General features: G+C 57.1%; 16 protein-coding genes and 3 tRNA genes. 14 read left to right on the forward strand and 5 right to left on the reverse strand.

Features of this window, described 5'->3' with window-relative positions:
* Positions 1–121 precede the first annotated feature (121 nt).
* Positions 122–2,722 carry a bifunctional aconitate hydratase 2/2-methylisocitrate dehydratase gene (gene acnB / locus RHM55_RS21685; RefSeq protein WP_322178259.1) on the reverse strand — a complete coding sequence of 867 codons (2,601 nt, stop codon included), beginning with the start codon at positions 2,720–2,722 and terminating at the stop codon, positions 122–124.
* Positions 2,723–3,127: 405 nt separating this feature from the next.
* Between acnB and RHM55_RS21690 the strand changes: the two genes are divergently transcribed.
* Positions 3,128–3,601 carry a DUF1289 domain-containing protein gene (locus RHM55_RS21690; protein ID WP_219061501.1) on the forward strand — a complete coding sequence of 158 codons (474 nt, stop codon included), beginning with the start codon at positions 3,128–3,130 and terminating at the stop codon, positions 3,599–3,601.
* A gap of 47 nt (positions 3,602–3,648) precedes the next feature.
* Here RHM55_RS21690 and RHM55_RS21695 read toward each other — a convergent pair whose 3' ends face one another.
* Positions 3,649–4,512, reverse strand: coding sequence for a universal stress protein (locus RHM55_RS21695; RefSeq protein ID WP_322178260.1), 864 nt, complete (start codon positions 4,510–4,512; stop codon positions 3,649–3,651).
* Between the two features lie 242 nt (positions 4,513–4,754).
* Here RHM55_RS21695 and RHM55_RS21700 point away from each other — a divergent pair, with 242 nt between their 5' ends.
* From RHM55_RS21700 to RHM55_RS21720, 5 genes are all read left to right on the forward strand, one after another.
* Positions 4,755–5,369 (forward strand): tRNA-(ms[2]io[6]A)-hydroxylase, encoded by a 615-nt coding sequence (locus tag RHM55_RS21700; RefSeq protein ID WP_407074573.1) that lies wholly within the window; start codon positions 4,755–4,757, stop codon positions 5,367–5,369.
* 249 nt (positions 5,370–5,618) lie between these two features.
* A complete protein-coding gene (locus RHM55_RS21705) occupies positions 5,619–6,107 on the forward strand; it encodes a MarR family transcriptional regulator (protein ID WP_322178262.1) in 489 nt (162 codons plus the stop codon).
* Positions 6,104–7,573 carry an efflux transporter outer membrane subunit gene (locus RHM55_RS21710; protein WP_322178263.1) on the forward strand — a complete coding sequence of 490 codons (1,470 nt, stop codon included), beginning with the start codon at positions 6,104–6,106 and terminating at the stop codon, positions 7,571–7,573. The genes RHM55_RS21705 and RHM55_RS21710 overlap by 4 nt, the downstream gene beginning before the upstream one ends.
* Before the next feature lie 15 nt (positions 7,574–7,588).
* Positions 7,589–8,809 (forward strand): HlyD family efflux transporter periplasmic adaptor subunit, encoded by a 1,221-nt coding sequence (locus RHM55_RS21715; RefSeq protein WP_322178264.1) that lies wholly within the window; start codon positions 7,589–7,591, stop codon positions 8,807–8,809.
* 63 nt (positions 8,810–8,872) lie between these two features.
* A complete protein-coding gene (locus tag RHM55_RS21720) occupies positions 8,873–10,405 on the forward strand; it encodes a DHA2 family efflux MFS transporter permease subunit (protein ID WP_322178265.1) in 1,533 nt (510 codons plus the stop codon).
* A gap of 79 nt (positions 10,406–10,484) precedes the next feature.
* Here the strand turns inward: RHM55_RS21720 and lpxH are convergent, their stop codons facing one another.
* Positions 10,485–11,228: a UDP-2,3-diacylglucosamine diphosphatase gene (lpxH, locus tag RHM55_RS21725; RefSeq protein ID WP_322178266.1), complete on the reverse strand. Its 744-nt coding sequence runs from the start codon at positions 11,226–11,228 to the stop codon at positions 10,485–10,487.
* Positions 11,225–11,725: a peptidylprolyl isomerase gene (locus RHM55_RS21730; protein WP_322178267.1), complete on the reverse strand. Its 501-nt coding sequence runs from the start codon at positions 11,723–11,725 to the stop codon at positions 11,225–11,227. Before RHM55_RS21730 ends, lpxH begins: the two co-directional genes overlap by 4 nt.
* A gap of 132 nt (positions 11,726–11,857) precedes the next feature.
* Here RHM55_RS21730 and RHM55_RS21735 point away from each other — a divergent pair, with 132 nt between their 5' ends.
* Entirely contained in the window at positions 11,858–13,555 is a 1,698-nt protein-coding gene (locus tag RHM55_RS21735) for a glutamine--tRNA ligase/YqeY domain fusion protein (RefSeq protein ID WP_322178268.1), read from the forward strand.
* A 9-nt stretch (positions 13,556–13,564) separates the two neighbouring features.
* On the forward strand, positions 13,565–14,947 hold the full coding sequence (gene cysS / locus RHM55_RS21740; RefSeq protein WP_322178269.1) for a cysteine--tRNA ligase: 1,383 nt from the start codon (positions 13,565–13,567) through the stop codon (positions 14,945–14,947).
* Between the two features lie 60 nt (positions 14,948–15,007).
* Here cysS and folD read toward each other — a convergent pair whose 3' ends face one another.
* The gene (folD, locus tag RHM55_RS21745; protein ID WP_322178270.1) at positions 15,008–15,862 is read right to left on the reverse strand and encodes a bifunctional methylenetetrahydrofolate dehydrogenase/methenyltetrahydrofolate cyclohydrolase FolD; all 855 of its coding nucleotides are present in this window, start codon (positions 15,860–15,862) and stop codon (positions 15,008–15,010) included.
* 280 nt (positions 15,863–16,142) lie between these two features.
* Here folD and RHM55_RS21750 point away from each other — a divergent pair.
* The 6 genes from RHM55_RS21750 to clpX all read left to right on the forward strand — a co-directional run bounded on the left by RHM55_RS21750 (position 16,143) and on the right by clpX (position 20,308).
* Positions 16,143–16,219 (forward strand) — tRNA-Arg (locus tag RHM55_RS21750).
* Between the two features lie 49 nt (positions 16,220–16,268).
* Positions 16,269–16,344 (forward strand) — tRNA-His (locus tag RHM55_RS21755).
* A 56-nt stretch (positions 16,345–16,400) separates the two neighbouring features.
* Positions 16,401–16,485 (forward strand) — tRNA-Leu (locus RHM55_RS21760).
* Between the two features lie 390 nt (positions 16,486–16,875).
* Positions 16,876–18,186, forward strand: coding sequence for a trigger factor (tig, locus tag RHM55_RS21765; RefSeq protein ID WP_322178271.1), 1,311 nt, complete (start codon positions 16,876–16,878; stop codon positions 18,184–18,186).
* Between the two features lie 91 nt (positions 18,187–18,277).
* Entirely contained in the window at positions 18,278–18,919 is a 642-nt protein-coding gene (gene clpP, locus RHM55_RS21770) for an ATP-dependent Clp endopeptidase proteolytic subunit ClpP (protein WP_322178272.1), read from the forward strand.
* Between the two features lie 105 nt (positions 18,920–19,024).
* Positions 19,025–20,308 carry an ATP-dependent Clp protease ATP-binding subunit ClpX gene (gene clpX / locus RHM55_RS21775; protein WP_322178273.1) on the forward strand — a complete coding sequence of 428 codons (1,284 nt, stop codon included), beginning with the start codon at positions 19,025–19,027 and terminating at the stop codon, positions 20,306–20,308.
* Positions 20,309–20,366: the final 58 nt, after the last annotated feature.

The raw sequence follows: 20,366 nt of genomic DNA on the forward strand, positions 1-20,366 counted from the left end.
AAGCGGTAACAAAGGGCCCTGCATCGCGAGATGTGGGGCTTTTTTGTTTTCTGACTCTGACAGTATTGAAGGCAAAAAAAACCCCGTCACCAGGACGGGGTTTTTTCAACGCGGTGTTTCGTTACGCTTGAACGACCGGGATGTTGGCGTTCGCTGCAGCTTCACGGAACTCGGCGATCTGGTCGAAACTCAGGTAGCGGTAAACGTCCGCTGCCATGGTGTCGATTTCTTTCGCGTAGGCCATGTATTCCTCAACGGTCGGCAGGCGACCCAGGATCGATGCAACAGACGCCAACTCGGCCGAGGCCAGGTAAACGTTCGCGCCATCACCCAGACGGTTGGGGAAGTTACGGGTCGACGTGGACACCACGGTAGCGTTAGGTTCAACGCGTGCCTGGTTACCCATGCACAACGAGCAACCTGGCATTTCCATGCGTGCGCCAGCTTTGCCGTAGATGCCGTAGTAGCCTTCTTCGGTCAACTGGTGCGCGTCCATTTTGGTCGGAGGCGACAGCCACAGACGGGTTGGCAGCGAACCTTCAACTTTCTGCAGCAGTTTGCCTGCAGCGCGGAAGTGACCGATGTTGGTCATGCACGAACCGATGAATACTTCGTCGATCTTCTCGCCAGCAACGCTGGAAAGCAGACGGGCGTCGTCCGGGTCGTTTGGCGCGCAGAGCACAGGCTCTTTGATGTCAGCCAGGTCGATTTCGATGGTTTCGGCGTATTCGGCGTCAGCATCGGCAACCATCAGCTCAGGGTTGGCAACCCAGGCTTCCATCGCTTGAGCACGACGTTCCAGAGTACGAGCATCGCCGTAGCCTTCGCCGATCATCCAGCGCAGCAGGGTAATGTTGGACTTCAGGTACTCGGCGATCGACTCTTTCGACAGCTTGATGGTGCAACCGGCAGCGGAACGCTCGGCAGAGGCGTCGGACAGCTCGAAAGCCTGTTCGATGCTCAGGTTGTCGAGGCCTTCGATTTCCAGGATGCGACCGGAGAATGCGTTTTTCTTGCCTTTCTTCTCTACGGTCAGCAGGCCAGCCTGAATCGCGTAGTAAGGAATGGCGTGAACGAGGTCACGCAGGGTGACGCCAGGTTGCATTTTGCCTTTGAAGCGGACCAGGATCGATTCCGGCATGTCCAACGGCATAACGCCCGTGGCAGCAGCGAACGCGACCAGACCGGAACCGGCCGGGAAAGAAATCCCCATTGGGAAACGGGTGTGCGAGTCACCACCGGTACCGACGGTGTCCGGCAGGAGCATACGGTTCAGCCAGCTGTGGATGATGCCATCGCCCGGACGCAGGGAAACACCGCCGCGGGTCATGATGAAGTCAGGCAGGGTGTGGTGAGTCTTGACGTCGATCGGCTTTGGATATGCCGCGGTGTGGCAGAAAGACTGCATGACCAGATCGGTAGAGAAACCCAGGCAAGCCAGGTCTTTCAATTCGTCGCGGGTCATCGGGCCAGTCGTGTCCTGGGAACCGACGGTGGTCATCTTCGGCTCGCAGTACGTGCCTGGACGAACGCCGGCGACGCCGCATGCCTTGCCGACCATTTTCTGCGCCAGGGTGAAACCCTTGGTGCTGGCAGCCGGTTGTTCAGGCAGCTTGAACAGGGTCGAAGGTGGCAGACCCAGTTCGGTACGGGCTTTTTCGGTCAGGCCACGGCCAATGATCAGTGGGATACGGCCGCCAGCACGAACTTCGTCGAGCAGTACCGGGGTCTTCATTTCGAAGGTGGCCAGGACTTCTTCGCTGTTGTGCTTGGTGACTTTACCGGCATGCGGGTAAAGGTCGATCACGTCGCCCATGTTCATCAGGGAAACGTCGAATTCGATCGGCAGAGCGCCGGCATCTTCCATGGTGTTGTAGAAGATTGGAGCGATCTTGTTACCGAAGCAGAAACCGCCGGAGCGCTTGTTCGGTACGAAAGGAACGTCGTCGCCGAAGAACCACAGCACCGAGTTGGTGGCTGATTTACGCGAAGAACCGGTACCGACCACGTCACCGACGTAGGCGATAGGGAAACCTTGGCCGCGCATGGTTTCGATCTGCTTCATCGGGCCAGTCACGCCTTGTTCATCAGGCACGATGCCGTCACGGGCCATTTTCAACATGGCCAGGGCGTGCAGCGGGATGTCAGGACGGGACCAGGCATCAGGTGCAGGGGACAGGTCGTCGGTGTTGGTTTCGCCGGTGACCTTGAACACGCGTAGGCTGATTTTGTCGTCCAGAACAGGGCGCTTCTGGAACCACTCGCCGTCGGCCCAGGATTGCAGAACACCTTTAGCATGAACGTTGCCGTTCTTGGCTTTTTCAGCCACGTCGTGGAACGCGTCGAACATCAGCAGGGTGTGCTTGAGTTCTTTGGCAGCGACTGGCGCCAATTCAGCGTTGTCCAGCAGGTCAACCAGGGTGACGATGTTGTAGCCACCTTGCATGGTGCCCAACAGTTCAACAGCACGCTTTTTGTCGATCAGCGGAGAGGTGGCTTCACCTTTGGCCAGAGCGGACAGGAAGCCAGCTTTGACGTATGCAGCTTCGTCAACGCCTGGTGGAACGCGATTTGTAATCAGGTCGACAAGGAAAGCTTCTTCGCCAGCCGGGGGATTTTTCAGCAGCTCGATCAGGCCTGCGGTTTGTTCGGCGTTAAGCGGCTGGGGCACGATACCCTGGGCGGCACGCTCTTCGATGTGTTTACGGTAGGCTTCAAGCACAGTATTACCCTCATCAGTGGTCCCAAATGGGTGTCCGGGACGCTCATCCAGAAAATTATCCGCACCCATGCGCTTTTTAGGCTTTTTGAGCCATTTGGCCGGGGAGTCGGTAATTTCTTACAGAAGCTGTTTTCAAAGTTTTACGCCTGCAGGACGGTTGATGAGTGTCGACACAGAATTTTTCGAAGAGAAATACCTGCATCAACACCGGACTGCTGGGTTACTTGACTGTGCTCGTGACGCTTTGAAAACAGCTTCTAACGGACATTGGCGCCTTAAAAGGCTCGATGATTCTACGGCAAAAATCGGGTAAAGGTAAGTTAGACCCTGCATGTTCAGGGGTGACCCTCGTTAGACAAAGGGCTAACATGCGCGCTTGTTTTGCCTGTTGCCGTCCTCTCGACCATGTCCAATCAAACCATCAAGACTCCCTGCATCGGCCTCTGTTCTACTGTTTATGGGGATCTGGTGTGCCGTGGTTGCAAGCGATTCCACCACGAAGTAATCAACTGGAATGGTTACAACGAGGATGAAAAGCGTGCGGTCTGGCTGCGCCTGGAACAACTGCTCGTCCAGGTCATGACCGCCAAGCTTGAAGTGTTCGACGCTGCCAAGCTGCGTCAGCAGCTGGAAAAACGCAAAATCCGCTTTGTGCCACATCAGTCGGCCTATTGCTGGGCCTACCAACTGATTGCCCGCGGTGCGCGGGTTATCAGTCAGCTTGATGCGTATGGGGTGGTGCTGATGCCGGAGTTTCGTAGTTGGGCCCTGCCAGAACTGCGCGATGCGATTGATCGCGAGTTTTTTCTGCTGTCAGAAGCCCATTACGAACGGTACATCGCCCCGGGTTTTCTCAAGGATGCGTTTGGCGTCAGGTAAATCGCTTCAAGCCATTCGCGAAGGCGATGTAACGGGCACAAACGCTATCAGCCCTTGGCCGCCAGCTCTTCCAGATGAGCAATGATTTCTTCGGTTTTCAGCACTAACACATCGGTTTCCAGTGAATCGAGCACCACTTCGGCGGTGTTGCCGATCAGTGCGCCGGAAATACCCGTGCGCGCCACAGTGCCGATCACGGTGACGACCGCGTTGAGTTTGCGCGCGGTATAAGGGATCAGCACGTCGGCCGGGCCTTCGGCGATGTGCAGGTGGGCGTCATCGACATCGAACTCGGCCTGAAACGCCCGGCATTGATCCCGGTAGCGCGCTTCGATGCTTTCTTTGAGCTGAAACACCGGATCGGCGGCTGACAGCATGGGTGAAGGGTGCGCGGTGATGACATGCAATTGCGCCTTGGCCAGCGCGGCAATCTGGAAGCCGTGATCAACGATGTTGAAGTGCAGGGCACGGTGCTCACCGTCAGAATTACCGACATCAACCGCCGCCAGAACCACCCCGCCAGTCCACGGCGTCGAGGTTTTGACCATCAGCACCGGGCTTGGGCATAGCCGCAGCAATTTCCAGTCATCGGGAGTCAGCAACGCTTTTTTCAGCGGGTTATCGGGGAAGTGCTGCTTGATGACCAGGCCACACCCTTTTTCCAGCTGAGCATCAATGATGGTTTGATGCAGCGTCTCGTTCCACTCTTGCTCGGCGGTAACGCTGAAGCCTTCGCTGATCAACCCGGTCGTGAGAACGCTGAGCAGGGCCGAGTGATCATGTTTTTTGTCGCAGACCAGCAAATGCAGATGTGCGCCAGTCACCCCTGCGATCAGTTTGGCGCGTTTAAGGGCCAGGCTTTCGGCATGTTGAGGCTCGATTATCACGAGGATGCTGCGAACGGCTTGCATGAGTTGGATCTCCCTAGATGCGACTGACTATTTTCACGGCGGCTGTTTAGCTACAACTATAGTTGCAGTCCGCTGACTGGGTTGTTGATCCAGATCAGGTCAAATCTGCTGCAAGGCGCTGGTTCATTCGCTCTGCCCTCGTATAATGCTGCGTTTTGCCCACCCAGCCGTGCTGTGAGCCTATGCAACTGAACCCTGAAATCGACGCTTCACATCCTGTAACCAAGGTTTCGAGGGCGCCCGTGCTGCCTGAAATCCATGAGTTTCTAGGGTGCAGGACCCCCGCGGGCTGGATTGAGGCGGCGTTGGCCAATCAGGAAAAGATGCTCCTCGATCACAAGAACTGTGAATTCAAGGCCGCCAGCACTGCCATGAGCATGATCGCCAAATACGGTTCGTATCCTGACTTGGTCATGATGATGTCGCGCCTCGCCCGTGAGGAGTTGGTGCACCATGAACAGGTCTTGCGGCTGATGAAAAAGCGCAAAATCGAATGGCGCGCATTGTCAGCCAGTCGTTATGCCTCTGGGCTGAGAGCAGCGGTGCGGACCCATGAGCCCGTCAAACTGGTCGATACGCTGGTGGTGGGTGCGTTTATCGAAGCCCGAAGCTGTGAGCGTTTCGAAGCCCTGGTGCCGTATCTGGATGAAGAGCTGGGCCGCTTCTATGATGGGTTGCTGAAAAGTGAAGCCCGGCATTTCCAGGGTTACCTCAAGCTGGCCTATCAATACGGTGAAGCTGCTGACGTTGAGCGGACCGTCGAAAAAGTCAGGGTACTCGAAGCCAGCCTCATCGACAGTCCCGATGTCGAGTTCCGCTTTCACAGTGGTATTCCGAGCCCTCAGCCCCGAGATTAAAGCTCCTCAGCCTGCAGTCGCACAACGTTCTGTGTGAATAGGCCCGCGGCGCGCTTTCGCGGCTTTTGACGGCCACGACTTTGCCGATGGATGCGCTGCGGGTGTCCAGGTCCATCTGTTGTTCGATAGGGTTATAAAAACGGCTGTTGTCCGTCCAACTAGCAAGCTTGCTAATTAATGCATTGACATTCGCTGCCTAGGCAGTAGTATTTCGCCAGCTCTCTGCCTAGGCAGCTTTTTGGTGGTTCGATGAAGCATTTCACGTCTGACAACTTCAACTCCGGTCTCATGGGTCTGTTGATCGGGCGCATGAACGCGCTCAAAGATCGCCTGCTGGACACGCATCTGGTGCCGTACGGTGTGACCGCATCGCAGTTTAAAGTGTTGGTTATCATTGCCCAGTTTTCTGCCGACACCCCGGCCGACCTGTGCCGTCACCTGTCCCTCGACAGTGGCTCAATGACTCGCATGCTGGACCGCCTTGAACAAAAAGAACTGATCACCCGCACCCGCTCGGACACTGATCGGCGCCAGGTACATCTGGCGTTGACCGAAGAGGGGAAAACGCTTTCGGACCGCCTTCCGCAGATCGGTGCCGAGGCCATGAACGACCTGTTGGGTGCGCTCGAACCGGCCGAATTGCAGAGCCTTGAGCAGATACTGACCAAGGTGCTGGTGGCGGCCGATGATCAGATCACTATTGCCCGTCTAGGCGTTAAAGCGACAGGTGGGAAATGAGTAACCTGACTCTGCGGACCTCAGTGAGTCTGGTGTTTCTCGCCATGAGCCTGGCCGGGTGCGCCAGTTACCGTGGTCTTGGCCCCGAAGGCACACGCCTGGATGCGAAAAACCTCCAGGCCGCGCAGACGCTCGATGGCGTGACGTTGTCGCCCGCCGTCTGGCCGAAAAGCGATTGGTGGAAAAGCCTCGGTGACCCGCAACTCGATGGTCTGATCAGTGAAGCATTGCGCGACAGCCCAGACATGCAAGTTGCCAGTGCCCGGGCGCATCAGGCCAGTGCCGCGGCGTATGCCACCGACGCTGCACGGATGCCGACCGTTGATGCCGAGGGGGGTATCAGTCGTTCACGTCTGGCTCGCGATCAGAGCCCGACAGGCGAGGGTGGTACCTACTCTACCGTGCGTAATCTGGGTGTGAATTTCAATTACACCTTCGACCTGTGGGGCGGCCAACGCGCCACGTGGGAAGCTGCACTTGGCCAGGCACGTGCCGCCGAAGTCGATCAGCAAGCCGCGCAACTGACCCTCGCGGCCGACGTTGCCCGCGCCTACAGCGACCTTGGTCAGGCCCATGTGGTTCATGATCTGGCGGCTGACGACTTGAAACGCACCCAACAAATGCTTGAACTGGGTGACCGTCGTCTGAAGTCCGGGATCGACAGTCGCTATCAGTTCCAGCAGACCCAAAGTCTCGAAGCCAGTTCTGAAGAACAACTGATCAATGCCGCAAAACGTCTGCGTAGCGCGAAAATAGCCTTGGCGGTGTTGCTGGGCAAAGGGCCGGACCGGGGTGAAGAGATCGCCCGTCCTAAGGTTCTACAGCCCAGTGCAGTTGCCTTGCCGTCGGCGCTGCCGGCTGAGCTGCTCGGGCGTCGTCCCGATCTGGTGGCCGCGCGTTGGCGGGTAGAAGCCGCGAGCAAAAGTATTGTCGCTGGCAAAACCCGCTTTTACCCAAACCTGAACCTGAGTGCTGCCGCAGGCACCGAGTCTTTGCTGGGTGACGCGCTGTTCGGTTCGGCCAGCCGTTTCTTCAATATCGCGCCTGCCGTGTCCTTGCCGTTGTTCGATGGCGGACGCCTGCGCGCCGATCTCGATGCTCGCGATGCCGATTACGACCTGGCCGTCGCGCAGTACAACAAAAGCCTGGTTCGGGCGTTGGGTGATGTCAGCGACACGCTCTCTCAACTGCGTGCCATCGGTGGTCAGATCGACGCCAAACAGCGCGCCACCGACATCGCTCAAGACTCCTACAACACGGTGGTCCAGCGATTTGGCTCGGGGATAGGCAACTACCTCGATGTGCTGAGCATTGAACAGCAATTGCTCCAGTCACAACGCCAACTGGCGGATCTCAACGCAGAACGAATCGATTTGTCGATCCAGTTGATGCAGGCACTGGGCGGAGGCTTTCAAGGTGAAAGCCAAGGCCTGAACACCCCATCAACCGCTTCGCTGACTGAATAACTCAAGGTAATCGTCATGGCTACTGCCGCTACCGAAAAGACGTCTGTACACGACCAAAAAGCTCAGAACGCAGCTCAGAACCAGAACCCGCGCAAGCGCAAGATCTGGCTGCTGGTGGTCCTGATGCTGGTGATCCTCGGCGGTCTCGGTATCTGGGGCTGGTATGAAATCTACGGGCGCTGGAACGAAAGCACTGATGACGCCTACGTAAACGGCAACGTGGTGGTCATTACCCCGCTGGTCACCGGGACGGTGGTGAGCATCGGCGCCGACGATGGCGATCTGGTTCGAGAGGGCCAGGTGCTTATCCAGTTCGACCCGAGCGATGCCGAAGTCAGCCTGCAAAGCGCCGAAGCCAATCTAGGCAAGACGGTGCGCCAGGTGCGCGGGCTGTACAGCAATGTCGACGGGATGAGGGCCCAATTGGCCGCGCAACGGGCCGAGGTGCAGAAAGCCCAGGACAACTACAACCGCCGCAAGAATCTTGCCGCAGGCGGGGCGATCTCTCTGGAAGAGTTGTCCCATGCTCGCGACGACCTGACGACCGCGCAAAATGCGTTGAACAACGTCCAGCAGCAATTGGCTACCAGCTCCGCGCTGGTGGACGACACGGTGGTGTCCTCGCACCCGGATGTGAAAGCAGCTGCCGCGCAGTTGCGTCAGGCTTACTTGGGTAACGCCCGCAGCACCTTGATTGCCCCGGTCACCGGCTACGTAGCCAAGCGTACCGTGCAGTTGGGCCAGCGGGTTCAACCCGGCACCGCGTTGATGGCAGTGATTCCTCTGGATCAGCTGTGGATCGATGCCAACTTCAAAGAAACCCAGCTGGGCAAAATGCGCATCGGTCAGTCGGTGGACATTGAATCTGACCTGTACGGCAGTGACGTGAAGTTCAGCGGCACGGTTGACAGCCTGGGTGCCGGCACGGGTGGCGCGTTTGCCTTGCTGCCGGCGCAGAACGCCACCGGTAACTGGATCAAGATCGTGCAGCGCGTGCCGGTGCGGATTCACATCAACGCCGAGCAGTTGAAAGAGCATCCGTTGCGTATTGGCCTGTCGACCGTGGCCAACGTCAACCTGCACGATCAGAGCGGCCCGGTACTGGCACAGCAACCGCCGCAGAAGGCCTCGTTCAGTACCCATATCTACGAAGAACAACTGGCCGACGCCGACGCCCTGATCACGCGTTTGATCCACGATAACAGCGCCAACAACAGCAGAACGGTTCAGCGCTGATTCGCCAATCCGTCCGCTCCGGCCCTGTGGCTGGAGCGACGTTCAAGTGTTAAAGGATTCGCGATGAGCTCGACCGCCCCGGCTTCTTTTACGCCGCCAAGTTTGTTGATGTGCACCATCGGCCTGTCGCTGGCGACCTTTATGCAGGTGCTCGACACCACCATCGCCAACGTCGCTCTGCCGACTATTTCCGGCAACCTGGGGGTGAGTTCGGAGCAGGGCACGTGGGTCATCACCTCGTTTGCGGTCAGTAACGCGATCGCCTTGCCGCTGACCGGTTGGCTCAGCCGCCGGGTGGGTGAGGTAAAACTGTTTATCTGGGCCACTGTGCTGTTCGTGATGGCGTCGTTTTTATGCGGGATTTCCCGGTCGATGCCAGAACTGGTGGGCTTTCGCGTGCTGCAAGGTGTGGTCGCCGGCCCGCTGTACCCCATGACCCAAACACTCCTGATTGCGGTTTATCCCCCGGCAAAAAGGGGGATGGCGCTGGCATTGCTGGCGATGGTCACGGTGGTGGCGCCCATTGCCGGGCCGATCCTTGGTGGATGGATCACCGACAGCTACAGCTGGCCATGGATTTTCTTCATCAACATTCCAATCGGTCTGTTCGCTGCGTTCGTTGTGCGCACACAAATGCGCACGCGGCCGGTGGTTACCAGTCGCCAGCCCATGGATTACATCGGTCTGCTGACATTGATTGTGGGTGTGGGTGCGTTGCAAATCGTGCTCGACAAGGGCAATGACCTGGACTGGTTCGCGTCCAGCTTCATCGTGATAGGCACCGTCATTTCAGTGGTCTTCCTGGCGATTTTCATCATATGGGAAATGACCGACCGGCACCCCATCGTCAATTTGCGTCTGTTCGCCTTTCGCAACTTCCGCATCGGTACCATCACCCTGGTGGGGGGCTATGCCGGATTCTTCGGCATCAACCTGCTACTGCCGCAATGGCTGCAGACACAGATGGGCTATACCCCGACCTATGCCGGGCTGGCGGTGGCGCCCATTGGTATTCTGCCGGTGTTGATGTCGCCCTTTGTCGGAAAATACGCGCACAAATTCGACCTGCGGCTGCTCGCCGGGCTGGCGTTTTTTGCGATAGGGCTGAGCTGCTTCATGCGCGCCGATTTCACCAATCAGGTTGATTTTGAGCATATCGCACTGGTGCAGCTCTTTATGGGGGCTGGCGTGGCGTTGTTTTTTATGCCGACGTTGACCATCTTGCTGTCTGACTTGCCGCCTGACCAGATCGCCGATGGCTCGGGGCTGGCGACGTTTCTGCGGAACCTGGGAGGGAGTTTTGCCGCATCGCTCACCACCTGGATCTGGATTCGGCGGGCGAATCAGCACCATGCCTATTTGAGCGAAAACATCAGCACCTATGAGCCCGCGACCCGCGACGCGCTGAACAATCTGGGCGGGGCGGGCAGTCAGGCCTACGCGCAACTCGAGGGGATGCTCAACAGTCAGGCGTACATGATGTCGACCGTCGACTACTTCCACATGCTGGGCTGGGCTTTTATGGGCTTGATCGTGCTGGTGTGGATGGCCAAACCACCGTTTACGGCGAAGGCGGGACCGCCGGCGGGGCATTGAGGGTCACCAGAAGCAGGTCTGTGGTTCTCCGAAAATTCATGGTGGCGGGCTGGCAACTACGCGTCCCGCCGCGATGGTGTCAGTGAGTCAGCGCCGGTACCGGCACAAAATCAAACGCCGCCAACTGAAACCCCTGTTCATCCACCTGCAACGCCCAGCCCTGACGATCCCAATCCCCCAGGACAATCCGCTTCGCCGCATCGTTGCCGATCAGCAGTTTATGGATCGCCGGACGATGGGTGTGACCGTGGATCAGCGTGCGCACACCGTATTGCGCCATGATCCGTGGGATTTCCTCGGGCGTAACGTCGACGATGTCGTTGGCTTTCATGCGGGTCTGTGCGCGACTTTCGCTGCGCAGTTTGCGCGCCAGTTTGTGCCGCGTGCCCAAGGGCAAATGACGCAAAACCCATAAGGTCAGCGGGTTGCGCAGGTAACGGCGCATGCGCATGTAGGCTTCGTCGCGGGTACAGAGGCTGTCACCATGCATCAGCAGCACAGGCTCGCCATTGAGCTGGACCACGCTTGGGTCCTTCAACAAGGTGCAACCCGCCGCCTTGCAGAACGCCTTACCGATCATGAAGTCGCGATTGCCGTGCATCAGGAACACCAGCGTGCCGCTGTCGCTCAGTGCGCGCAGGGCTTGGCAGATAGACAGTTGGAACGGCGACATGGCGTCATCGCCGATCCATGCCTCGAAAAAGTCCCCGAGGATGTACAGCGACTCGGCCGTGCGGGCCCGGCCGTCGAGTAATTCCAGAAACGCCCGGGTGATGTCCGGCCGCTGCTCTTCCAGGTGCAGATCAGAGATCAGCAATATCACTCAATGATCTCGGCTTTCACGATGATCACGTCTTCGGCGGGCACGTCCTGATGACCGGCTTTCATGGTGGTCGCCACGCCTTTGATCTTCTCGACCGTGTCCATACCCTCTACCACTTCACCAAAGACGGTGTAGCCCCAGCCTTGAACGGTCGGTGCAGTGTGGTCAAGGAAATCGTTGTCGCCCACGTTGATGAAGAACTGCGAGGACGCCGAATGCGGCTCCATGGTGCGGGCCATGGCCACGGTGCCTTTTCGGTTGGAAAGGCCGTTGTTGGCTTCGTTTTTGATCGTGGCGCGGGTTTTCTTTTGTGCCATGCCCGGCTCGAAACCGCCGCCCTGGATCATGAAATTGCTGATCACACGATGGAATATAGTGTTGTCGTAATGGCCTTCTTTAACGTACTGCACAAAGTTGGCTACGGTTTCCGGCGCTTTATCGGCGTTCAGTTGCAGGACGATGTCGCCGTGGTTCGTGCTCAGTTTGACTTTGGACATTTTAAAAATCACTCGTTTTGAATTCGTGGAAGGCGCGCGCGCTGGTCGCAACACCTTGACAGCTTCGGCTATGATAAGCGCTTTGATTTAGTCGGCCTACCCTGGCCGCGCACTTGTACGTTCAAGGATCCTATGAGCAAGCCCACTGACTCCACTGCGAATTCCAAGGCAGGTCCTGCTGTCCCGACCAATTTCCTGCGCGCAATCGTGCAGGCAGACCTGGACTCTGGCAAGCACACCCAGATCGTGACCCGTTTCCCGCCTGAGCCCAACGGTTACCTGCACATCGGCCACGCCAAGGCGATCTGCGTGAACTTCGGTCTGGCTCAGGAGTTCGGTGGCGTAACGCACCTGCGTTTCGATGACACCAACCCGGCCAAGGAAGACCAGGAATACATCGACGCCATCGAAAGCGATGTGAAGTGGCTGGGTTTCGAGTGGGCCGGCGAAGTGCGTTATGCCTCGCAATACTTCGATCAATTGCATGAGTGGGCCATCATACTGATCAAGGCTGGCAAGGCGTTCGTCTGCGACCTGAGCCCCGAGCAGTCCAAGGAATACCGCGGTAACTTGATCGAGCCTGGCAAGAACAGCCCGTTCCGTGAGCGTAGCGTCGAGGAAAACCTGGACCTGTTCGCCCGGATGAAGGCTGGCGAGTTCAAAGACGGTGAGCGTGTACTGCGGGCCAAGATCGACATGGCTTCGCCGAACATGAACCTGCGCGACCCGATCCTGTACCGCATTCGCCATGCGCATCACCATCAGACCGGCGATAAGTGGTGCATCTACCCGAACTATGACTTCACCCACGGTCAGTCGGACGCCATCGAAGGCATTACCCACTCGATCTGCACCCTTGAATTCGAAGGCCATCGCCCGCTGTACGACTGGTTCCTGGACAACCTTCCAGTGCCGAGCCATCCGCGTCAGTACGAGTTCTCGCGTCTCAACCTGAGCTACACCGTCACCAGCAAGCGCAAGCTCAAGCAACTGGTCGACGAGAAGCATGTGCATGGCTGGGATGACCCGCGCATGTCGACTTTGTCGGGGTTCCGTCGTCGCGGCTACACTGCGGGCTCGATCCGTAACTTCTGCGAGATGGTCGGCACCAACCGTTCCGATGGCGTTGTCGATTTCGCCATGCTCGAATTCAGCATCCGTGATGACCTCGACCACAGCGCACCACGTGCCATGTGCGTGCTGCGTCCGCTGAAAGTCGTGATCACAAACTACCCGGAAGGCCAGGTCGAGAAGCTCGAGTTGGCGCGTCACCCGAAAGAAGACATGGGTGTACGTGAACTGCCGTTTGCGCGCGAAATCTACATCGACCGTGATGACTTCATGGAAGAGCCGCCAAAAGGCTACAAGCGTCTCGAGCCCAACGGCGAAGTGCGCCTGCGTGGCAGTTACGTGATTCGCGCCGACGAAGCGATCAAGGACGCCGACGGCAACATCGTCGAACTGCGTTGCTCGTACGATCCGGAAACCCTGGGTAAAAACCCTGAAGGGCGCAAGGTCAAAGGCGTGGTGCATTGGGTGCCGGCAGCGGCAAGCCTCGAGTGCGAAGTACGTTTGTACGATCGTCTGTTCCGCTCGCCGAGCCCGGACAAAGCGGAAGACGGCGACAGCTTCCTGGACAACATCAACCCTGATTCCCTGCAAGTGCTCACGGGTTGCCGTGCTGAGCCGTCATTGGCGCAAGCGCAGCCTGAAGACCGTTTCCAGTTCGAGCGCGAAGGTTATTTCTGCGCGGACATCAAGGACTCGAAACCCGGTCAGCCAGTGTTTAACCGTACTGTGACGCTGCGTGACTCATGGGGTCAGAGCTAAGGAATCATCGTGCTCTCAATTTACAACACGCTCACCAAGAGCAAAGAAGTCTTCAAACCTCTGGACGGCAACAAGGTGCGGATGTACGTGTGCGGCATGACCGTATATGACTTCTGCCACCTTGGGCACGGCCGCAGCATGGTTGCGTTCGATCTGGTCACTCGCTGGTTGCGCTTCAGCGGGTATGACTTGACCTATGTACGCAACATCACCGATATCGACGACAAGATCATCAATCGTGCGCGTGAAAACGGCGAGTCATTCGAGGCGCTCACCGCACGCATGATCGATGCGATGCACGAGGACGAGGCGCGGCTGAACATTCTGCCGCCGGACATGGAGCCGCGCGCGACCGATCATATCGCGGGCATGCACGCCATGATCCAGACCTTGATCGACAAAGGTTATGCGTACGCCCCGGGCAACGGCGACGTGTATTACCGCGTCGGCAAGTTTGTGGGTTACGGCAAGCTGTCGCGCAAGAAAATCGAAGACCTGCGCATCGGTGCGCGGATCGAAGTGGATGAGTCCAAGGATGATCCGCTGGACTTCGTGCTATGGAAGGGCGTCAAGCCGGGCGAGCCAAGCTGGGATTCACCGTGGGGCGCTGGGCGTCCGGGCTGGCACATTGAATGTTCGGTGATGTCGACTTGCTGCCTGGGCGAGACCTTCGATATTCATGGCGGCGGCAACGATCTCGAGTTCCCGCACCATGAAAACGAAATCGCCCAGAGCGAGGCGGCCACGGGCAAGCCGTACGCCAACGCCTGGATGCACTGCGGCATGATCCGCATCAATGGCGAGAAGATGTCCAAGTCCTTGAACAACTTCTTCACCATTCGCGACGTGCTGGAGAAATACCAGCCGGAAGTGGTGCGCTATCTGTTGGTGTCCAGCCATTACCGCAGCTCGATCAACTACTCCGAAGACAGCCTGAAAGAGTCCAAGGGCGCGTTGGAACGTTTCTATCACGCCCTTAAAGGCTTGCCTGCCGTAGCGCCTGCCGGTGGCGAAGCGTTCGTCGAACGTTTCTCCGCGGCGATGAACGACGACTTTGGCGCGCCGGAAGCCTGCGCGGTGCTGTTCGAGATGGTGCGCGAAATCAACCGTCTGCGTGACACCGATCTGGCGGCAGCTGCGGGCTTGGCGGCACGTCTGAAAGAATTGGCCAGTGTGTTGGGTGTTTTGCAGCTTGAGGCGGATGACTTTTTGCGTGCAGGCGCAGAGGGTCGGGTCGATGCGGTTGAAGTCGAAGCGCTGATCCAGGCCCGATTAAGCGCTCGTGCCAACAAGGACTGGGCCGAATCGGATCGCATTCGCGACCAACTCACCGCGATGGGGGTGGTGTTGGAAGACGGCAAGGGTGGAACGACCTGGCGTCTGGCGGACTGATTGTTGAACCATAAAAAACGGCACCCGAGGGTGCCGTTTTTTATGCCTGATCCCGCGCACTCAGACGTGCAGGGTTTCCGCGGCGTACAAGGTGTTTTCCAGTAGGCAGGCACGGGTCATCGGGCCAACGCCGCCCGGTACCGGGGTGATCCAGCCGGCGCGGGGCAGGGCGGTTTCATACACCACGTCACCGACCAGCTTGCCGTCTGCCTGACGATTGATGCCGACGTCGATCACGATCGCGCCTTCCTTGATCCACTCGCCTTTGACCAGGCCGGGCTTGCCGGCAGCGACAACCACGAGATCAGCACGGCCGATATGGCCTGGCAGGTCGCGGGTGAATCGGTGCGTGACAGTGACCGTACAGCCGGCCAGCAACAACTCCATCGCCATCGGACGTCCGACGATGTTACTGGCGCCAACGATGACGGCATCCATCCCGTAAAGATCGACACCGGTGCTTTCCAGCAAGGCCATGATGCCCTTGGGGGTGCAGGGGCGCAGCAGGGGGATGCGTTGCGCCAGCCGACCGACGTTATAAGGATGGAAGCCGTCCACGTCCTTGTCCGGGCGAATGCGCTCCAGCAATTTTGAGGCATCCAGATGCGCGGGCAGTGGCAGTTGCACCAGAATGCCGTCGATATTTGGATCGTCGTTGAGGCGATCGATCAGGTCGGTCAGCTCATCCTGCGAGGTGTCGGTAGGCAAGTCATAGGCTTTGGAATTGAAGCCGACTTCTTCACAGTCTTTACGCTTGTGCGAGACATAAACCTGGGACGCGGGGTCGTTGCCAACCAGAATCACCGCGAGGCCCGGTGTACGCAGGCCCTGTTCGCGACGCTCGGTGACACGTTTAGCGATCTGCTGGCGCAGGCCGGCTGCGATCGCTTTACCGTCGATTAGTTTTGCTGTCATGACGCGTGATTAACCATCGAAAGGGATTGAAAAAGAGCGCGCATTCTCGCATGCCATGGCGCGAGGGCAAAGGCGCTTGGTCTGTATATTCCTCTAACTCCTTTATCTAACTGAATTTTTTTCGAAAAAGAGTTGACGACCTCGGGGCTCGTCTATAAGATTCGTCGCACTTGTCGGGCACAGCCTAGCACTGGTTAAGAACGTCGGGCAGAGTTGTAGATTGGCTCAGCGTGACTGAAGCTCTTAATTTGTAATCGGTTAATGAATACAGATTAAATAAGCGCCCGTAGCTCAGTTGGATAGAGCATCCGCCTTCTAAGCGGATGGTCGCAGGTTCGAGTCCTGCCGGGTGCGCCATTTAGGCAACTTTGGCACAAGTAATGTTTCATCGGTCACACGCTATATGGTGGGCGTAGCTCAGTTGGTAGAGCACGGGATTGTGACTCCCGTTGTCGAGGGTTCGATCCCCTTCGTCCACCCCATATTCGAAAGGCGCCTGACTTAAAAATCCGGCGCCTTTGCTTTAAAGGCTTGAAGCGCGGACGTGGTGGAATTGGTAGACACACTGGATTTAGGTTCCAGCGCCGAAAGGTGTGAGAGTTCGAGTCTCTCCGTCCGCACCAAGATACAAGCTTTGTGAAATGCCCGCGGCATTCATAAAGCAACAGAAAGCCGCCTAGTGCGGCTTTTTTTTGTTTCGGAATATTGAAAGTTTCGCCCGGCGCGACCACTCGCTTCGCCTGTTTTCTCTGGCGTTCAGCGATTTTTGGTTGATGCAGAGAGCTGGCGACGCATCAGGGGTTCCTTATATAGGGTGTGCCAGACGCGTCGCTTGCTGCCTTGCGTCAATCGTTCGCAATGGGCGTCGTCGCCCCCCTGCCGGCTGCTTGATTTCATGCTGCTTACTTACCCTTTTCAGTGGGGTGACTTCTTGAGTTTGACCCACTAGAATGCATGCCCTTGATTCTGGGGTCGGAAACGGCCGGCTAACGTCTGTGCAACGAGGAATATCCATGCAAGTTTCTGTTGAAAATACTTCCGCTCTTGAGCGCCGCATGACCATTGGCGTGCCTGCCGAACGCATCGAGACTGAAGTCAACAAGCGTCTGCAGCAGACTGCCCGTAAAGCTAAGATCCCAGGCTTCCGTCCTGGCAAAGTGCCTATGAGCGTGATCCGTCAGCGTTATGAAGATGGCGCTCGTCAGGAAGCGCTGGGCGATCTGATTCAGGCAACGTTTTACGAAGCAGTGGTTGAGCAGAAGCTCAATCCAGCTGGCGCACCTTCTGTAGAGCCAAAAACCTTTGAAAAAGGTAAAGACCTGGAATACGTGGCTACTTTCGAAGTATTCCCGGAATTCACGGTTGCAGGCTTCGAGTCCATCGCTGTCGAGCGTCTGAGTGCAGACGTGGCTGACGCCGATCTGGACAAAATGCTGGAAATCCTGCGCAAGCAAAATGTTCGTTTCGAAGTCACTGAGCGTGCCGCTCAGAACGAAGATCAACTGAACATCGATTTCGTTGGCAAGGTTGATGGCGAAGTGTTTGCTGGTGGCTCTGCCAAAGGTACTCAGCTGGTTCTGGGTTCCGGTCGTATGATCCCTGGCTTCGAAGACGGTCTGGTTGGCGCTAAAGCCGGCGAAGAGCGTGTTCTGAACCTGACCTTCCCGGAAAACTACCAGAACCTGGAGCTGGCCAATAAGGCCGCCGAGTTCACCGTGACGGTCAACACTGTTTCCGAGCCTAAATTGCCTGAGCTGAACGAAGAGTTCTTCACTCAGTTCGGCATCAAGGAAACGGGTATCGACGGTTTCCGCACCGAAGTTCGCAAGAACATGGACCGTGAGCTGCGTCAGGCGATCAAGTCCAAGGTCAAGAATCAGGTGATGGACGGCTTGCTGGCCTCCAACCCGATCGAGGTGCCTAAAGCACTGCTCGAAAACGAAGTGAACCGTCTGCGCGTGCAGGCTGTTCAGCAGTTTGGCGGCAACATCAAGCCGGATCAACTGCCAGCCGAGCTGTTCGAAGAACAAGCCAAGCGCCGTGTAGAGCTGGGCCTGATCGTTGCTGAAGTGGTCAAGCAGTTCGACCTCAAGCCTGATGATGCCCGTGTTCGCGAGATGATCCAAGAGATGGCATCGGCTTACCAAGAGCCTGAGCAGGTCGTGTCCTGGTACTACAAGAACGACCAGCAACTGAACGAAGTGCGTTCGGTTGTGCTGGAAGAGCAAGTTGTGGATACTGTTTTGCAGAAAGCTAGCGTGACCGACAAATCGGTCTCTTACGAAGAAGCAGTCAAGCCGGTAGAAGCTCCACACGCCGACTGATTTTTTCTCTCGTTCGAAAACACCCATAAGCCAGCCTTCGCGCTGGCTTATGTGTATTCAAGAAATGACTATTTGGGAGTGAATGCGAGACATGTCCCGCAATTCTTATATTCAGCAGAACTCTGACATCCAGGCCGCTGGCGGCCTGGTCCCGATGGTTATCGAGCAGTCCGCCCGTGGCGAACGCGCCTATGACATCTACTCGCGCCTCCTCAAGGAGCGGGTGATCTTTCTGGTAGGTCCAGTAGAAGACTACATGGCCAACCTGATTGCGGCGCAGCTGTTGTTCCTTGAAGCCGAAAACCCGGACAAGGACATCCATCTCTACATCAACTCACCAGGCGGTTCGGTGACTGCGGGCATGTCGATCTACGACACCATGCAGTTCATCAAGCCAGACGTGTCGACCATTTGCATCGGTCAGGCCTGCAGCATGGGTGCTTTCCTGCTGGCTGGCGGCGCCGCTAAAAAGCGTTACTGCCTGCCAAACTCGCGAATGATGATTCACCAGCCACTGGGCGGCTTCCAGGGGCAGGCATCGGATATTGATATCCATGCCAAGGAAATCCTGTCCATTCGTGCTCGCTTGAATGAAATTCTCGCATACCACACCGGGCAAACGATTGAGACCATCGAGCAAGACACCAATCGGGATAACTTCATGGGCGCCGGGCGCGCTGCTGAATACGGTTTGATCGATCAGGTTCTTACTCAGCGTCAAATGGCTCGCTAAGCAGCTCAATCGTAGGTGGTTGGAACAACTGACCACCTGCGGACTTGAAAAAGCCCGCAATAGCCTTCATCTTGTGTTGCAAGCCTACCGGATTGGATCGATCGAATGACTGACACCCGCAACGGCGAGGACAACGGCAAATTGCTCTATTGCTCCTTCTGTGGCAAAAGCCAGCATGAAGTGCGCAAATTGATTGCCGGCCCCTCGGTTTTTATCTGCGACGAATGCGTCGACCTGTGCAACGACATCATCCGAGAGGAGGTGCAAGAAGCCCAGGCCGAAAGCAGCGCGCATAAATTACCATCGCCTAAAGAAATCAGCGGCATCCTTGATCAGTATGTGATTGGTCAAGAACGTGCAAAAAAGGTTCTGGCAGTAGCGGTGTACAACCACTACAAGCGTCTGAACCAGCGCGACAAGAAGAATGATGATGTTGAACTCGGTAAAAGCAACATCCTGCTGATTGGCCCAACCGGCTCCGGCAAGACGCTGCTCGCTGAAACATTGGCTCGTTTGCTCAATGTGCCGTTCACCATCGCGGACGCCACCACCCTGACCGAAGCTGGTTATGTGGGGGAGGACGTGGAAAACATCATTCAGAAACTGTTGCAGAAATGTGACTACGACGTAGAAAAAGCCCAGATGGGCATTGTCTACATCGATGAAATCGACAAGATTTCGCGCAAATCCGACAACCCTTCGATTACCCGCGATGTTTCCGGCGAGGGTGTGCAGCAAGCCTTGCTGAAGCTGATTGAAGGCACCGTGGCTTCCGTTCCTCCTCAAGGGGGTCGCAAGCATCCACAGCAGGAATTCCTGCAGGTGGACACGCGTAACATCCTGTTTATCTGCGGTGGCGCTTTCTCGGGCCTCGAAAAGGTTATTCAGAGCCGCTCCACTCGCGGCGGCATCGGCTTCAATGCCGAAGTACGCAGCAAGGACGAAGGCAAGAAGGTTGGCGAATCGCTGCGTGAGGTTGAGCCTGACGATCTGGTCAAGTTCGGTCTGATTCCAGAGTTTGTTGGCCGTCTACCTGTTCTGGCGACGTTGGACGAATTGGATGAGGCTGCTTTGATGCAGATTCTCACCGAGCCGAAAAACGCGCTGACCAAGCAGTATGCAAAACTGTTCGAAATGGAAGGTGTGGAACTCGAGTTCCGTGCTGATGCACTGAAATCGATCGCCAAACGCGCACTTGAGCGCAAAACAGGCGCTCGCGGTCTGCGTTCCATTCTCGAAGGTGTTCTGCTCGACACCATGTACGAGATCCCCTCGCAGTCCGAGGTGAGCAAGGTGGTGATCGATGAGAGCGTCATCGAGGGCACGTCCAAGCCGTTGTTGATTTACGAAAACAGCGAGCCGGTTGCCAAGGCTGCCCCAGACGCGTAAGTGAAGCTGCTGCGTTGACAGGTAATAAAGAAGGGGCCTTCGGGCCCCTTCTGCTTTT

The sequence above is a fragment of the Pseudomonas sp. MH9.2 genome (assembly GCF_034353875.1).
GTDB lineage: Bacteria > Pseudomonadota > Gammaproteobacteria > Pseudomonadales > Pseudomonadaceae > Aquipseudomonas.

Bases quoted from the DNA above. Each gene is read 5' to 3' on its own strand.
- RHM55_RS21690 (WP_219061501.1), top strand. From the start codon at position 3,128: ATGTCCAATCAAACCATCAAGACTCCCTGCATCGGCCTCTGTTCTACT.
- RHM55_RS21695 (WP_322178260.1), bottom strand. From the start codon at position 4,512: ATGCAAGCCGTTCGCAGCATCCTCGTGATAATCGAGCCTCAACATGCC.
- RHM55_RS21705 (WP_322178262.1), top strand. From the start codon at position 5,619: ATGAAGCATTTCACGTCTGACAACTTCAACTCCGGTCTCATGGGTCTG.
- RHM55_RS21710 (WP_322178263.1), top strand. From the start codon at position 6,104: ATGAGTAACCTGACTCTGCGGACCTCAGTGAGTCTGGTGTTTCTCGCC.
- RHM55_RS21715 (WP_322178264.1), top strand. From the start codon at position 7,589: ATGGCTACTGCCGCTACCGAAAAGACGTCTGTACACGACCAAAAAGCT.
- RHM55_RS21720 (WP_322178265.1), top strand. From the start codon at position 8,873: ATGAGCTCGACCGCCCCGGCTTCTTTTACGCCGCCAAGTTTGTTGATG.
- RHM55_RS21730 (WP_322178267.1), bottom strand. From the start codon at position 11,725: ATGTCCAAAGTCAAACTGAGCACGAACCACGGCGACATCGTCCTGCAA.
- RHM55_RS21735 (WP_322178268.1), top strand. From the start codon at position 11,858: ATGAGCAAGCCCACTGACTCCACTGCGAATTCCAAGGCAGGTCCTGCT.
- folD (WP_322178270.1), bottom strand. From the start codon at position 15,862: ATGACAGCAAAACTAATCGACGGTAAAGCGATCGCAGCCGGCCTGCGC.
- tig (WP_322178271.1), top strand. From the start codon at position 16,876: ATGCAAGTTTCTGTTGAAAATACTTCCGCTCTTGAGCGCCGCATGACC.
- clpP (WP_322178272.1), top strand. From the start codon at position 18,278: ATGTCCCGCAATTCTTATATTCAGCAGAACTCTGACATCCAGGCCGCT.
- clpX (WP_322178273.1), top strand. From the start codon at position 19,025: ATGACTGACACCCGCAACGGCGAGGACAACGGCAAATTGCTCTATTGC.